17 protein-coding genes are annotated in these 13,817 nt (G+C 61.0%); 6 read left to right on the forward strand and 11 right to left on the reverse strand.

Features of this window, described 5'->3' with window-relative positions:
* Positions 1-4 precede the first annotated feature (4 nt).
* Positions 5-871, reverse strand: a complete 867-nt coding sequence (locus tag D0Y96_RS05745; protein WP_147324931.1) for a hypothetical protein — start codon at positions 869-871, stop codon at positions 5-7.
* 144 nt (positions 872-1,015) lie between these two features.
* Here D0Y96_RS05745 and cyaY point away from each other — a divergent pair, with 144 nt between their 5' ends.
* From cyaY to D0Y96_RS05760, 3 genes are all read left to right on the forward strand, one after another.
* The gene (gene cyaY / locus D0Y96_RS05750) at positions 1,016-1,354 is read left to right on the forward strand and encodes an iron donor protein CyaY (RefSeq protein ID WP_117298384.1); all 339 of its coding nucleotides are present in this window, start codon (positions 1,016-1,018) and stop codon (positions 1,352-1,354) included.
* A 12-nt stretch (positions 1,355-1,366) separates the two neighbouring features.
* Positions 1,367-2,158: a glycosyltransferase family 2 protein gene (locus D0Y96_RS05755; protein ID WP_117298385.1), complete on the forward strand. Its 792-nt coding sequence runs from the start codon at positions 1,367-1,369 to the stop codon at positions 2,156-2,158.
* 188 nt (positions 2,159-2,346) lie between these two features.
* Positions 2,347-2,919 carry a methyltransferase family protein gene (locus tag D0Y96_RS05760; RefSeq protein WP_117298386.1) on the forward strand — a complete coding sequence of 191 codons (573 nt, stop codon included), beginning with the start codon at positions 2,347-2,349 and terminating at the stop codon, positions 2,917-2,919.
* Between the two features lie 93 nt (positions 2,920-3,012).
* Here D0Y96_RS05760 and D0Y96_RS05765 read toward each other — a convergent pair whose 3' ends face one another.
* The 5 genes from D0Y96_RS05765 to D0Y96_RS05785 all read right to left on the reverse strand — a co-directional run bounded on the left by D0Y96_RS05765 (position 3,013) and on the right by D0Y96_RS05785 (position 6,677).
* Complete coding sequence (locus D0Y96_RS05765) at positions 3,013-3,411, reverse strand: YciI family protein (RefSeq protein WP_117298387.1); 399 nt, start codon at positions 3,409-3,411, stop codon at positions 3,013-3,015.
* Positions 3,412-3,468: 57 nt separating this feature from the next.
* Positions 3,469-4,023, reverse strand: a complete 555-nt coding sequence (locus D0Y96_RS05770; RefSeq protein ID WP_117298388.1) for a dihydrofolate reductase family protein — start codon at positions 4,021-4,023, stop codon at positions 3,469-3,471.
* Positions 4,024-4,092: 69 nt separating this feature from the next.
* Positions 4,093-4,452, reverse strand: coding sequence for a YciI family protein (locus D0Y96_RS05775; RefSeq protein ID WP_117298389.1), 360 nt, complete (start codon positions 4,450-4,452; stop codon positions 4,093-4,095).
* A 279-nt stretch (positions 4,453-4,731) separates the two neighbouring features.
* Positions 4,732-5,280, reverse strand: a complete 549-nt coding sequence (locus tag D0Y96_RS05780; protein ID WP_117298390.1) for a hypothetical protein — start codon at positions 5,278-5,280, stop codon at positions 4,732-4,734.
* A 155-nt stretch (positions 5,281-5,435) separates the two neighbouring features.
* The gene (locus tag D0Y96_RS05785; protein ID WP_350448978.1) at positions 5,436-6,677 is read right to left on the reverse strand and encodes an RNA polymerase sigma factor; all 1,242 of its coding nucleotides are present in this window, start codon (positions 6,675-6,677) and stop codon (positions 5,436-5,438) included.
* A 164-nt stretch (positions 6,678-6,841) separates the two neighbouring features.
* On the opposite strand from D0Y96_RS05785, the gene D0Y96_RS05790 reads away from it, so the two are divergent.
* Positions 6,842-7,516, forward strand: coding sequence for a Rossmann-fold NAD(P)-binding domain-containing protein (locus tag D0Y96_RS05790; protein WP_117298392.1), 675 nt, complete (start codon positions 6,842-6,844; stop codon positions 7,514-7,516).
* 40 nt (positions 7,517-7,556) lie between these two features.
* On the opposite strand, the gene D0Y96_RS05795 is transcribed toward D0Y96_RS05790, so the two are convergent.
* The 3 genes from D0Y96_RS05795 to D0Y96_RS05805 all read right to left on the reverse strand — a co-directional run bounded on the left by D0Y96_RS05795 (position 7,557) and on the right by D0Y96_RS05805 (position 9,716).
* Entirely contained in the window at positions 7,557-8,303 is a 747-nt protein-coding gene (locus D0Y96_RS05795; protein WP_117298393.1) for a DJ-1/PfpI family protein, read from the reverse strand.
* Between the two features lie 6 nt (positions 8,304-8,309).
* Positions 8,310-9,089: a helix-turn-helix domain-containing protein gene (locus tag D0Y96_RS05800; protein WP_117298394.1), complete on the reverse strand. Its 780-nt coding sequence runs from the start codon at positions 9,087-9,089 to the stop codon at positions 8,310-8,312.
* 78 nt (positions 9,090-9,167) lie between these two features.
* A complete protein-coding gene (locus D0Y96_RS05805) occupies positions 9,168-9,716 on the reverse strand; it encodes a carboxymuconolactone decarboxylase family protein (protein ID WP_117298395.1) in 549 nt (182 codons plus the stop codon).
* A 263-nt stretch (positions 9,717-9,979) separates the two neighbouring features.
* Here D0Y96_RS05805 and D0Y96_RS05810 point away from each other — a divergent pair, with 263 nt between their 5' ends.
* A complete protein-coding gene (locus tag D0Y96_RS05810; RefSeq protein WP_117298396.1) occupies positions 9,980-11,791 on the forward strand; it encodes an acyl-CoA mutase large subunit family protein in 1,812 nt (603 codons plus the stop codon).
* A gap of 199 nt (positions 11,792-11,990) precedes the next feature.
* Positions 11,991-13,106 carry a LacI family DNA-binding transcriptional regulator gene (locus D0Y96_RS05815; RefSeq protein WP_117298397.1) on the forward strand — a complete coding sequence of 372 codons (1,116 nt, stop codon included), beginning with the start codon at positions 11,991-11,993 and terminating at the stop codon, positions 13,104-13,106.
* Positions 13,107-13,195: 89 nt separating this feature from the next.
* On the opposite strand, the gene D0Y96_RS05820 is transcribed toward D0Y96_RS05815, so the two are convergent.
* Both D0Y96_RS05820 and D0Y96_RS05825 read right to left on the reverse strand, forming a co-directional pair.
* A complete protein-coding gene (locus D0Y96_RS05820; RefSeq protein ID WP_158562238.1) occupies positions 13,196-13,348 on the reverse strand; it encodes a hypothetical protein in 153 nt (50 codons plus the stop codon).
* On the reverse strand, positions 13,345-13,809 hold the full coding sequence (locus tag D0Y96_RS05825) for a helical membrane plugin domain-containing protein (protein ID WP_117298398.1): 465 nt from the start codon (positions 13,807-13,809) through the stop codon (positions 13,345-13,347). The genes D0Y96_RS05820 and D0Y96_RS05825 overlap by 4 nt, the downstream gene beginning before the upstream one ends.
* Positions 13,810-13,817: the final 8 nt, after the last annotated feature.

Genomic DNA, 13,817 nt, shown 5'->3' on the forward strand with positions numbered 1-13,817 from the left:
TGCCTCAGCGGCCTCCGGCAGCCAGCCTCGCCTCAACGGGGAGTGACGCATCCGCCTGGTGATCCAGCATCTCTTTGGCCTGTTGGAGGCTGATGTCATGCGGCACCGGGCGAAAATCGGAGCGCGTCTCCTGCTGATCCTTGCTGACATTTTTGAACAACAGCACCTTGCCCTGAATATGCACCGCCACCAGGCTCGTCTTCCAGCGCTCCGCGCTCACCTGCACGCGGTGAATCTCGAAGGTTCCGCCTTTTTCCACGTGCCCCAGAATGCCGAAGCCGAAGTCCACACGCTCGATCAGATGTCCATCCATGTCGATCATGCGCTTCAGTCTCTGATCCACCGTCAGCGTGCCTGCCAGAACATGCACGACGCGGGCCTCGTAGCCATCGGGCACAAACGCCGGATCGGGCCGGAAGGCGATCCGCACCACGTCGCCCGTCGCCGAGCCTTCGTATTCGAAGAGAAAGGCCTTCGGCAGCATCTTCATAATGCCGGCCAGCCGCTCCTCGTCTACCTCGTGCTCGTGCTGCACGTGCTCGATCTGTCCGGGACTTTTCACGTATTCATTCAGCCGCGCCTCTTCCTGGCGCGCCTGGTCGGCATCGAGCGTCCGTCCGCCGCGCTCCAGCACGCGGAAGATCGGACCCTGGCTGGTCTCCACCTGCTCCCGGACCAGGTTCTGCGAGGGGGTGACCGCATTGCTGCGATACTCCCAGTGGCTGTCGCGTTCGCGGTCGTGAAGCTCGTTGAAGATCACATCGCGCACCAGATCGTGCGCGGTTTGCGGGGTGGGGGTGGGTTGAGCGTGGGCGGCGAAGGTAAGAGTTCCAGCGAGAGTTACGAGACAGAGCATGGCGTGGGGACGCATCCGTGACCTCCTCAGGTGGAATTCCGAAACCGCCCTGCGGACGGTTTACGAGATTATCCTGCCCTGGAAAGTGTGCAGTTCCGTGAAAACCCGCTGAAGGTTTGATGAGAAATCGTCGCGTTCCCGCCTTGGTACACTTGTGGCATGCTCGACGAACTCACCTTCCGCCGCCATGCCGATGCGGCCATCGAATCGCTCAAGAAAAGCCTCATCCTTGCCGAAGAATCAAACGGCGACTTCGAGGCGGAAGAGCAGAACGGTGTCCTCAACATCCTTTTCGAGGAGCCACCGGCAAAGTTCGTCATCACGCCCAACACGCCCGCCCGCCAGATCTGGATCTCCGCCCTCTCCACCAGCTTCAAGCTCGACTGGTCCGACTCCGCCCAGGACTTCGTCTCCGCCAAAGACTCCCTCGCCCTCAAACCACTCGTCGCAAAGCTCATCAACCAGCATCTCGGCGAAGAGACGGTCACCCTCGTCTAACGTCACAGACCGATGCCCGAAACCCTCTCTGTCGCCACCATCGCCTTCAACGAATCCGCCAACATCGCCCGCACCCTTGAAAGCGTGAAGTGGGCCGACGAGCTCATCATCCTCGACTCCGGCTCGACCGACAACACCGTCGCCATCGCCGAGTCATACGGCGCAAAGGTCTACGTCAACAAGCCCTTTCCCGGCCACGGCGAACAAAAAAACGTCGCCATCGACCACTGCACCTCCGACTGGATTCTTCTCCTCGACGCCGACGAAGTCATCACCCCCGAGCTCGCAAAAGAGATCCGGCAGGTGCTCGCCGGTCCCGCAAAACACGACGCGTACTGGATTCCCCGCCTCAACCTCATCTTCGGCCGCTGGATACGCCATGGCGGCTTCTATCCCGACCGCAAGCTCCGCCTCTTCCGCCGCGGATCGGCGCGCCTCAGCGAGGGTGTCGGTCCGCACAGCACGCCGCAGTTCGCCGGCACGCCCGGCATCCTCAAAGGCGACATGCTGCACTATGCCTATCCCACGCTGCCGCTCTACCTCGAGCACATGAACCGCTACAGCACGGAGATGGGCCGTCTCGCCGCGGCAAAGGGCAAAACCAGCCGCTCCCTCTTCGCATTTCTCTGGAACGTCGTGCTGAACCCCGTCGCGACCTTCACCTACAACTACTTTTTCCGGCTCGGCTTCCTCGACGGACGCGAGGGCCTGCTGCTGCACCTGTACCACTCCGGCTACGTGAGCTGGAAGTATGCCAAAGCCTGGGAATCGGCGCGCAAAGCCTCAAAACAGAGCGGCGTTTAAGAGCGGGATGAGACCGGGGGGTGTTGCGTATCATCCCGGAGCGTGTTCTGATTGGCTCCGTCCGGCGCCTCGCCCGGCGCAGCCCCCGGCTCGCGGGAAACGTCACTCGCGGTGGAACTCCCCCTTGCCCGCCCACGTAAGCAGGTACGAAGAGCTTCAAAACAGCTACATCCGCGCGGAGGTCCTGTATGCTCTGGTTCTATGAATCGTTCTTTCCCGTGGTCTGGATCGCTTTTCTCGTCTACTGGAATATCAAGGCCGCCGGCACCAAAATCAACCAGCGCCTCGAACCCGCCGCCTCGCGCATCCTGCGGGCCATCGCCATTCTGACCGCAATCGTCCTTCTCTCCATAAACCGCATCCCGCTGCCCTGGCTCTATCGCCAGCTCTGGCCGTCCGGCCTCTGGCCTTTCTGGATTGGAGCTGCGGTTGCCGTCGCCGGCCTTCTCTTCGCCGTCTGGGCGCGCCAGCACCTCGGCCGCAACTGGAGCCACGCCGTAACCATCAAGCAGGATCACGAGCTGATTACCAGCGGCCCCTATGCGCTGGTCCGCCACCCCATCTACACCGGCATTCTGGCCGGATTTCTGGGCACCGTCATTGCGCTCTCCCAGGTGCGCGGGGTCATCGCTCTCGCCCTGGTATTCCTCGGCTTCTGGGCCAAGTTCCGCATGGAGGAGGAGTGGATGCGCTCCCGCTTCGGGGAGGCGTATGCCGCCTATGCGCGCCAGACCGCAGCCCTGGTGCCGTACCTCTTCTGATCGCTCTGCGTTCTGATCGCTCTGCACGCCTCCGGACGGTCGAAGATCGGCCGTCCGCCGCTCAAATCAGAGCCGTTTTCAGCCAGGCCGTCTTCAGCGCACCGTGTGCCGCCGCCGCTCCTCGCTTGCCTTCATGATCTCGCTCATATCCCCGACGGGCCGAACCTCGAAAGTATTACCGTACCTCAGGGCCGGATGCTGCGCTATGAGCTGTACCGCATGATTCATGTCCCGCGCATCGAGGACAAGAATGCCGCCGAGCTGTTCCCTGGTCTCCACATAGGGACCATCTGTAGTTATGGCTTTGCCGTCCTTCCAGTGCAGGGTCAGAGCTGTTTCCGCGGACTGAAGTGCTTCTCCGCCGGCCCAGTGCCCGTTGGCGCGAAGATGGTCGTCGTATGTAAAGCATGTGTCGAACATCGCGTTTCGCTCGTCCTCCGTCATGCCATCGAATTTATCTTTGTCGTAGTATCCGAAGCAGATGTACTTCATCGTTCTTCTCCCTTTTCTGCGTGGAAGCCTCCGGCACAGCGGCCGCAGATCTTTCTGTCACTGCTTCAGATAACGAAGCGCGACGCTTCCCGATTGAAAAACCTTTGACTCAACCAGCTTCAGTTGTAGTCTCTCCGGCAGGCTGACCCCTTCCAGCAGCCGTCTCCCTTCTCCTGCGATGACCGGCCCAACGACAAAGCGGTATTCATCCACCAGACCGAGCTCGATCAGTTGCGAAGAAACATCCACCCCACCGGCCAGAATGTTTTTGCCTTGTTCCAGCTTCAATTTCAGGATTTCGTCGCGAAGGCCCCCGCGAACGATTCGCGTATTTCTGTCTTCGGCACTCTCTAATGATCGTGAAAAGACAACCTTTTTGGTGGAGTCAAATGCCCGGGCAAAGTCGGTATCTGCCTTGGTCTCAGACGGGTTTTTCAGAACGTCAGGCCAATAAGGAACCATCAGTTCATAGGTCTTCCGCCCAAAGATCTGCACGTCAACCTCTCGCATAAGCTGCGTAAAATACTCAAGCTTTTCTTCATCGACGGCCTGTTTGGTGTGGTCGACGCAGCCATCGAGGGTGATGTTGATGGCGAAGATTAGATGTCTCATCTGAGTCTCCTTATCGGCGCGCGTTCCGAAGGCGCGGCGGCCCCGAACTGTCTGCCTGCTTCTGCCCGGTCATTTTTCCGGAGCGGGGAAGAAAAGAAGCTCGCGCACCTCGCCGGGCACGTCGCAGGAGATGGCGCCCCTGCGCGCCCACGCGAGCGCTTCGTCCATATTGGCGGCTTCCAGTATCCAGAAACCGCCCATGTGCTCCCTGGTCTCGGCGTATGGCCCGTCGGTCACAAGCACCGTGCCGTCGGACTGCTTCCGCAGCGTCTTCGCGCTGGCGGCCGGGGAGATCCCGCAGGCGAACTTCCTCACGCCGGCGGCAATCATTTCGCGGTTGAGCGCGTGGATCTCTTCCATCATCGCTTCGGTTACGGTGGACGGGTCGAAGTCGTCCGGCATGTAATTACAAGCCAGATACTGTGGCATGTATTTCTCCTGTGAATGGTTTCGAGCCGGCAGCACAGCCTCGCGCGCTGGCCCGTTCATCCTATAGTCGTCACGCACGGAGAAAATCGACAGCCGAGACGAATTATTTTTTAATTTTAGTTTGTCGCCTATCTCATCCATGCACTCAAACCGGTCTGCACGTGATTCGCAGATAGCTTCCGTGTTGCCGGGAATGCGTCCTGAGCAAGAAGTTGGCAGCTCATTGCAGATTTAGAACGCTGTAATTTGGGGCTTCGTATATATCCATATTTCAGTGCTTTACGGTGGCTCTTTATTTATCAGCAGCCGCAGGCCTTGCTCCGCTGTGCCATCATTCGGCATCATGATGTTTTTAATCGGCACAAAGATCGCAGTACAGTTCGAATCACCGAGTTGTAAAGCTAACTTCGCTAACGAAGCATAAGCATCCGCATCGGGGATACTCCTCGATGCGCTCGAAAGATCATTAAACAAATCGAGGAAAGCGCAGGCACGATGTTCAGTCCAGGCGTTCTTCTGTTCTGGCTGAGGTAGTTGAGAAAGAGCATATTCATCATCGTCGGCATATCGTTTAGGGGTAGAAGTCACTCGGATGATATGAGGACCAGCCTTCAGGACAGTAAGGGCCGGATGGTCAGCCGAGACGAAGTACATCGGATCTTCTTTTCCATCAAAATTCTTGCCCCACCCACGTCCTCCCGCAGCTCGTAGCTCCTCCTCGTTAAACCGATGCACCTCACGCTGCATGATGACGATGGACCGCACCTCTCTGGTCCCGGAATGTGGAGCTTTCTCGATAAAGTTCTTGAACATCTTCAGAAGCTTCATGGGTCATCTTCTTCTGCGCGAATAGCTTTTTTCGCCGTTTGCTGTTTCAGAACTGGATCAACCAGATTGGGCGTCATCTCCGTTTTGTCGCCAATCCGAAAGTACTTCTGCCAGGGCTTCGCCTGCCAGAAACATTTGTGAGATGAGTTGTCGTTTTATTTCAACTCCTCAATCCGCCTCGTCAGAAAACGGCGCTCCGCTTCCTGCCGATCGTTGTCTGGCACAAGCAACGCAAGCGCCTTCTCATACGAAGCACGGGCCTCCGGAAGCCGCTGTAATCTGCGGCACAGATCCGCACGCGCAGCGTGCGCGAGGTGATAGTGGGCAAGGTGCCCCCGCTCCAGCAGGTCATCGATAAGACGCAGACCCTGCTCCGGACCCTCGCACATCGCAACGGCCACCGCGCGGTTCAGCTCCACCACCGGAGATGGATGAATCCGAAGCAGCCGGTCGTAGAGCAGCTTAATCTGGCGCCAGTCCGTGGAATCTGCGGAGGAGCTCTCGGCATGCACGGCCGCAATGGCCGCCTGCAGCGTGTAGGCGCCAAAGCGGCGCGACCGAAGAGCGCTTTCGGTGAGCGAGATGCCTTCGGCGATCTGCTCCCGGTTCCACAACGACCGGTCCTGCTGCTCCAGCAGAATCAGGTCGCCGCCGGGCGAGGTGCGGGCCGCGCGGCGCGACTCCTGCAGCAGCATCAGCCCCAGCAGGCCCATCACCTCGGGTTCCGGAAGCAGATCGAGCAGCAGCCTGCCCAGACGGATCGCTTCGCGGCTGAGCCCGGCGCCTGTCGTTTCCGCCGAGTACCCTTCGTTGAAGATCAGATACACGACCAGAAGGACCGCCCCCAGCCGCGCCGGCAATTCCTGGAAGCCCGGCACCTGATACGGAATAGCCTTATCGCGAATGACAGCCTTTGCGCGCACAATGCGCTGCGCCAGCGTGGCCGGCGTCACGAGAAATGCCCTTGCAATCTCCTCCGTCGTCAGGCCGCAGATTTCGCGCAGGGTGAGCGCAACCTGTCCCTCCGGAGCCAGAGCGGGATGACAGCAGGTAAAGATCAGGCGAAGCCGATCGTCTTCGATCTCGTCATCTTCACCGGTGGGTGCATCGCTGTTGCGCGCTTCGATGTGGGCAATCAGGTCTGTCTCTGCGCCATCGAGGCGCGCGCGCCGTCTCATTCCGTCGATGGCCCTGAAGCGTGCCGTGGAAATCAGCCACGGGCGCGGCTTCTCCGGAACACCCGTCCGGGGCCAGGACTCCAGCGCGACGGCGAATGCCTCATGCATCGCCTCTTCGGCGAGATCCAGATCTCCGAGCAGGCGCACCAGCGTCGCCAGAACCCGGCCCGATTCCGTCCGGTAAAGAGTCTCAATGGTCCGGCTGATCGGTTCGGGCACAGGTATCGGCATCGACGCCAAACTAGCAAAACGGAGCGGCTCGGCACAACTTCCAGCGTCGATCCACACACAAGCACAGAAAGGCGGAGCATTGAATCTCGCGTATGCTTCCCTGTTGCGGTGATCGGGCTGCGGCATTCTTATCTAAGCAGGAGGCCTGTTTCATGAAGCAGAATTTCTCCGCAATCATCCTCGGCGGCACCGGACAGGTCGGTGGTGCAGCCGTCGCGCAGATGCTGGCAATTCCGGAATGCCGGGAAGTGGTGATGGTCACCAGAAAGCCCGTTGCGGCGCAATCGCGCGTGCGCAATGTCGTTCTGGATACCGGCGCTGCTGACTTCGCCGAGCGCACGGCTGCCCTTGCCCGCGAAGTCTTGAGCCAGGGTCCCGTCAGCGCGGTGAGCTGTGTGGGCGTCGGCTCCGGATCGATGCGCTGGAGCGAAGAAGAATTGAAACGGCTTGAGCTCGGCGTCGTCGGTGCTTTTGCGCGCGGCTGCCACGACGCCGGAATCGCCCAGTTTTGCCTGCTCTCTGCGGCAGGAAGCACGGCCCGCAGCCGGTTTCGCTATGTCCGCGTCATGGGCATGAAGGAAGACACCGTGCGCAGCATCGGCTTTACCCGCCTCGCCATCTTTCGCCCCGGCATCATTGTCGGCAACGCTCATACCCCGGTCTGGGTCGGCTGGCTGGGAAGACTCGTGCCCGGGCCGTTCGGTAACATTGATCAGCAAATTCTCGGCCGCTCCATCGCCGCAGAGATAGCTCTGTACAGTCGAGAGCGCGGTGAGGTGATCCGGGAAAATGCGGCAATGAAAAGACTCGCCGCGCAGTTCCAGTAACCTGACGCTGAAATCCGGTGCCGGAGCTCGAGGCAAACAATTACCGGAAGCGTGAGCCTGTCTTGTTTGCAGCGTGACGAAGCGCTTCCGCCTTCCTTGCCGTCCCGATCTGCTCGTACTTTCTCTGAAAGCTCTGCAGAACTTCAGCCGGTGCGCTCTCTGGTGTGCCACTGTGGAATACAGGGTTCGGCGCATACTCGATTGCGAGCTGAATCTCCTGAGCGGCCGCCTCTCCCCGCAGAAGAGAGACGAGCACCAGAGCCGCATCCAGCCCGGCCGTTACGCCTGCGGCGCTGATGATGTTTCCATCCACAGCCACCCTGGCATCGGCAACGATCGCATCGTAGTAAGGCATAAGTGGCTTCGCGGCCCAGTGCGTGGTCACCTGCCTTCCAGCAAGGACACCAGCCGCGCCGCACAGCAGCGCTCCGGTGCAGACGGAAAACAGCAGCCTTTCCGCGTGGACTTGTTTGCGGATCAATGCAAGCACTTCTTCATCGTGCATCAGTGCCTGCTGCCCATATCCTCCCGGCACAACCAGCACGTCAAAGTCTCCCGCTTCTGCGATGCGCATATCCGGAGCAAGCTGAAGCCCCTGCACGTCGCGAATCGGCGCAGGTTCTTTCGCTATGACCTGGATCGTGGTATCCGGCATGCGCGAGAGCACTTCAAATGGACCGGTGAAATCGATCTGATCCATCTGCGGGAAGATCAGGCAGCCCACAGAAAGCGGCCGCGTCGTTATCTGCGGCCCCGGTCTCCCGGTAACAAACAAAGGAGCGCTCATACAGGTTCATTCCTCCTGGACGTGAAGCGGGAACATGCACTCCACGCGCAGTTCCTGTGCCGTGATGCATTGTGGCGTGCCGACCGTGGTGATCAGCGAGAAGTAAGAAAGGCGCTCCTCGCCTCGGCAAAAGGTAATGGGCAGCACAGGACTCTGGGGCGCCGGTGGCGGCTTCAATGCGGCGACACCGGGATATTTCCGCAGTCGCTCCAGCAGCTTTGCCAGTCCTGCATCCACGACCTGTCCCACAGCCTCCCGCCGAACTCTTTGCAGCAGGCCGGCCGCGACCTTCTCCCACTCTTCGACGAAAGGCCGCATCCCCGCCGGGTCGAACATCAGATCGAGAAGGTTGCGCGGCTTCGGCCTCGCATCCAGATCGATGAATGAGGCAAAGAACCGCGGCGCAGCCCGATTGCTTCGAACCACATTCCAGTATCGGTCCAGCACCAGCGCAGGATGCGGCTCATGCTGCTCCAGCATCCGGTCGATCGCCCGAGTCACGATCGCCATCTGCCCGGCGTCCATACTCTGCTCGCCATACAGCGGAGCGTATCCCGACGCAAGCAGCAGAACATTCCTCTCACGGAGAGGAATGTTCAAAGCATCGGACACGGTGGAAAGAAAGTCCCGGCTGGGAGCGCTGCGCCCGCTCTCCACAAAGCTCAGATGACGCTGCGAGATGCCGGTATCCAGTGAGAGGCCGAGCTGGCTCTTGCCGCGCTCCTGTCTCCAGTAGCGCAGCAGCTCTCCGAGTTGAGGAACGGCCGAAGCAGACTGCGTTGCCATTTTGCTCTCCCCTTCATCAGCTCCGGATGCGGGCCGACGGCAGGCCGGACCGTCGCCTTGCCAAAACCCCGGTCATCTTTATCCCTGCCAGGTAAATTGCCGGAACCGCTCTTCCAGCGGCGGATTCGTGATGGTTCCAGCATAGTTGGTGATCGCCGAGGCCGCGACAATCGCGATCACCTCCAGGATCTGTTCTTTTGTGAACCCGGCACCGAGGAATGCATCGAGCTCCTGTTCACTGAGGTGTCCCCGCTTCTCGATGAGCGTCTTCGCCAGCGTCGAAAGCGCGGCAAATCGCTGGTCTCCGGGCGCTCGCCGCTCACGAATCGCGCTGGTCTCTTCAGAGCTTATGCCCTGTTCATGTGCCAGCGCAGTATGAAATGCAACCGCATAGGCGCTGGAGTTCGTGACCGCATCCGTCAGCAGAACGATCTGGTTCTCCGCCTCGGTGAGGCCGGGGCTATGTACCTGCTGAAACAGGCCAGCGAGGCCGGTCAGGAGCTTCGGCGAGTTTGAAATGGCGGCGAGAAGGTTTGGAAGAAAGCCAAAAGCCTGCTGCAACTGCTCGAGCACCGGCTTCGACTTCTCCGGCGCGGAGGCGATGGTTTGAATCGGATAGATCGGCATGTAATTCTCCTGTGATACAGGTAGGTGGCAGGCGATCCTGAGCATCTACAGCTCCACTATCGAATGGATCGGGAAGCGCAGCAATTACCTCGCAGGTAATCGCCTGGCGCATCAGAATCCCCTCAGCGAGCGCATCATCGTCAATGCACTCACAAAGCGGAAAATACCCACTCTCACGCCCTGAAGAAAAACCCTGAAAGCCGGAGAACTCCCGCTTCCCTTGCTCAACCCTCGCGCGCTTCACTATGCTGAAGAGTTTTCTTATGCCTCAGCCACATCCATCGGAACCCGCATCCGCTTCACCCGCGCCGCACTCCGGTGAGCAGGCCGCGGACCGCCATCCCTCCGCCGAAGAGCTTCGCTGGCAGACCTCGACCCTCGCCCCTGCGCTCGCAAAATCTCCCGAGCGCCCCATCGGCAGCGCGCAAAACGCTGCCGGACGCATCGCCGCGGGGACGGCCTTCACCACCATCTCCGGCACGCCCGTCGAGCGCCTCTACACGCAGGCCGATCTGCCTGAAGACTGGCGCGCCCGCCAGGACAAATATCTCGGCCTGCCCGGTCAGCCGCCCTACACGCGCGGTCTCTATCCCGAGGGCTATCGCGGCCGCCTCTGGACCATGCGCCAGTTCTCCGGCTTTGCCTCGCCGGAGGAGACCAACCGCCGTTACAAGAGCCTTCTCGCCGGCGGCGCCGGTGGCCTCTCCGTCGCCTTCGATCTGCCCACGCTCATGGGCCGCGACTCCGACGACCCGCTCAGCGAAGGCGAGGTCGGCAAGTGCGGCGTCGCCATCGACTCCGTCGACGATATGGAGACGCTCTTCTCCGGCATCGATCTCGCCTCCACCACCGTCTCCATGACCATCAACTCGCCCGCCGGCGTCCTCTGGGCCATGTATCTGGTCGCCGCCGAGCGCCAGGGCGCCGACTGGACCGCGCTCTCCGGCACGCTGCAGAACGACATCCTCAAGGAGTACATCGCGCAGAAGGAATATCTCTATCCGCCCGAGCCCTCCATGCGCCTCGTCGTCGACACCTTCGAGTTCGCTGCCCGCCGCGTGCCGCGCTTCAATCCCGTCTCCATCTCCGGCTATCACATCCGCGAGGCCGGCTCGACCGCGCTGCAGGAGCTCGCCTTCACGCTCTACGACGGTGTCGAATACGTCGAGTGGGCGCTGCGCCGCGGCCTCTCCATCGACGACTTCGCTCCGCGCCTCAGTTTCTTCTTCAACGCGCACAACGATTTCTTCGAGGAGATCGCCAAATACCGCGCCGCGCGCAGGCTCTGGTATCGCCTCATGACCGAGCGCTTCGGCGCAAGCAATCCGCGCTCCGCGTGGATGCGCTTCCACACCCAGACCGCCGGTGTCTCGCTCACCGCGCAGCAGCCGAAGAACAACATCGCCCGCGTCGCGCTGCAGGCGCTCGCCGCCGTGCTGGGAGGCACCCAGTCCCTGCACACCGACGCCTTCGACGAGGCCCTCGCTCTGCCCACCGAAGATGCCGCGCGCATTGCGCTGCGCACCCAGCAGATCCTCGCGCATGAATCCGGCGTCGCCGATGTCGCCGATCCCTTCGCCGGCTCTTACTTCGTCGAAAAGCTCACCCTCGACATGGAACGCGACGCCTGGAACTGCTTCGATAAGCTCGACGCCATGGGCGGCATGGTCCGCGCCATTGAAAAAGGCTGGCCGCAAAAAGAGATCGCAGAAGCCAGCTACGCATATCAGCGCGCTGTCGAGACCCGCGAAAAGATCATCGTCGGCATCAATGATTACGTGATCGACGAGCCGCCTCCGCAGACGCTCTACATCGGCGAATCCGTGCGCGAGGCGCAGACCCTCCGCCTGAAAGCGCTGCGCGCCGGCCGCTCGAACGAAGCGGTGGAGCGCACACTCAGCGCCCTCTGCCGCGCGGCGGAGCAGCAGCCCGAGCCCGCTCAGAACGGCGCACTCTCCGCCGCCAACACCATGCCGTTTCTCCTCGACTGTGTGCGCGCCCGCGCCACGGTGGGAGAAATCTGCGCCGCGCTCACTACCGTCTTCGGCGCGTATCAGGAGCCCGGCATTTCGTAGTTCCCGCACGTGTATGAGACCGAAGACCGCTCCGGATGGTATCGTGCCCTGTAAGGTACTATGGCCGGTCGCACGAAACATGCTAAAACGTTTTCGTAGTCTTTACGGTTCTTCTTCAGGCATGTACCGAAGGCAGAGCGCAGAAGCCGGGACTTCCGAAGAAGCGGCTTCCCCCTGCGGAACCTCAGAAAGGATTGATATGAAGGAGAACCGCCCCAGGGGCAGGCAGAGCGCCTCGAAAGAGACCACGGAGAACGGGCCGCTCAATCTGCGCCAGCTCTCGGAGATGCTGCACCTCTCGCAGACCACCATCTCTCTCGTTCTTAACGATTCCCCCGCTGCGAAATCGATTCCGCAGCATACCCGTGAGCGCGTCTTCGAGGCGGCACGGAAGTTCCAGTACCGGCCGAACTACTTTGCCCGCTCCCTGCGCCGCAACTGCAGCATGTCCATCGGCCTCATCGTGCCCGACGTCAGCGACGGTTACTTCACCGTCCTGATGCACGCCGTCGAAGAGTACCTGATCAGGTCGCACTACTTTTATTTCACCGCCAGCCACTATCGCAAAGCCGATCTCACGCGGGAGTATTCGCGTCTGCTGCTCGAGCGCGCCGTCGACGGCTTCCTCATGGTCGATACGCCCGAGGAGATCCAGACCTCTCTGCCCACCGTCGCTATCTCCGCGCATAACCCCGCGCCCGGCGTGGTGAACATCATCCTCGATCACGACAAAGCCGCCGAGCTTGCCCTGCAGCATCTTTATGATCTTGGACACCGCCGCATCGCCTTCATGAAGGGCCCCGTCGGCATCACCGACGCCATCTATCGCTGGAGCGGCATCGAGAAAGCCGCCGCGTCGCTGGGCATCTGCGTCGCCCCTGAGCTTTCTCTGCAACTGCTTGAGATGAACCAGTCGCCGGAGATGGGCTACGACCCGGTCCGCGATCTGCTCGCGCAGCGCACCGACTTCACCGCCATCTTCTGCTTCAACGATGTCTCGGCCATCGGCGCCATCCGCGCCATCAGCGATGCCGGCCTGCGCGTGCCCGAGGACATCTCCATCATCGGCTTCGACGACATCATCAGCGCCGCCTACTACAAGCCCAGCATCACCACAGTGAAGCAGCCGCTGCGCGAGATGGGCACCACCGGCGCGCAGGTCGTCCTCGACCTCATCCAGCACCCCGACAAGGAATATCCCGGCGAAATTATCATGCAGCCGGAGCTGATCGTGCGCGAATCCACCGGCCCGGCACCGGAGAATCTCAAATCGTGGAGTCAGCCTGGGCGCAGACGATCTGTTGCCCGGGTCTGAAAGAGCCTATAGATCAAGGGCCATTCTCAGAGCGCGATTCACATCTGCCATCTTTGACGGGGAAAGCGATCCAGCATAGCTCGTCAGGCTTACACCTGATATTCCAGAACATCTTCAGATTCCGCATTCAGCCGCGCAGCAGCGGCATTGATACGCTCAAGGTCGCGGGCATGCAGCTTCAGGCGCGCCTGCCGGGCAAAATAGCGGCGCAGCACATTCTCTCTATGAATGCGGATCATCATCGGGCTCCATTCTTCAGGCCTCGTCCAGCGCCTTCGAGCAGCGCCGCCGTCACCGCCAGCGCTCTCCGGCTGTCCTCCGAGTTCATCTGCTTCAGCAGTGCGAACAGCGACGGAGGCTTCTCCGGCGCTCTGCTCTCACCCTCCGCAGGCAGCAGAGCCGCCACGCTGTGCAGCAGCTCCGGATCGATGCTGCCCAGAATCTTTCCCATCACCATCAGGTTGCGCAGCGCCCGCACTGTCTCCGGCTGCGACACCACGCTCACCGCATGCTCCACCACGCGATCACCCGCGTCCAGCACGCCGCGCAGCACGTCGATCACGCCCGTGTCGTGCAGCTGCTGCACCAGCTCATAGCACGACAGCAGCGCATCCGCATGCTCCAGCGGAGCATTGTCCAGTCTGCGCTTCAGCTCTTCCCGCGCGTCCGCCACCACCGGACGAATCTCAATCGGCTTCGCCATACGTCCCT

Source organism: Paracidobacterium acidisoli, assembly GCF_003428625.2.
GTDB classification, from domain to species: domain Bacteria; phylum Acidobacteriota; class Terriglobia; order Terriglobales; family Acidobacteriaceae; genus Paracidobacterium; species Paracidobacterium acidisoli.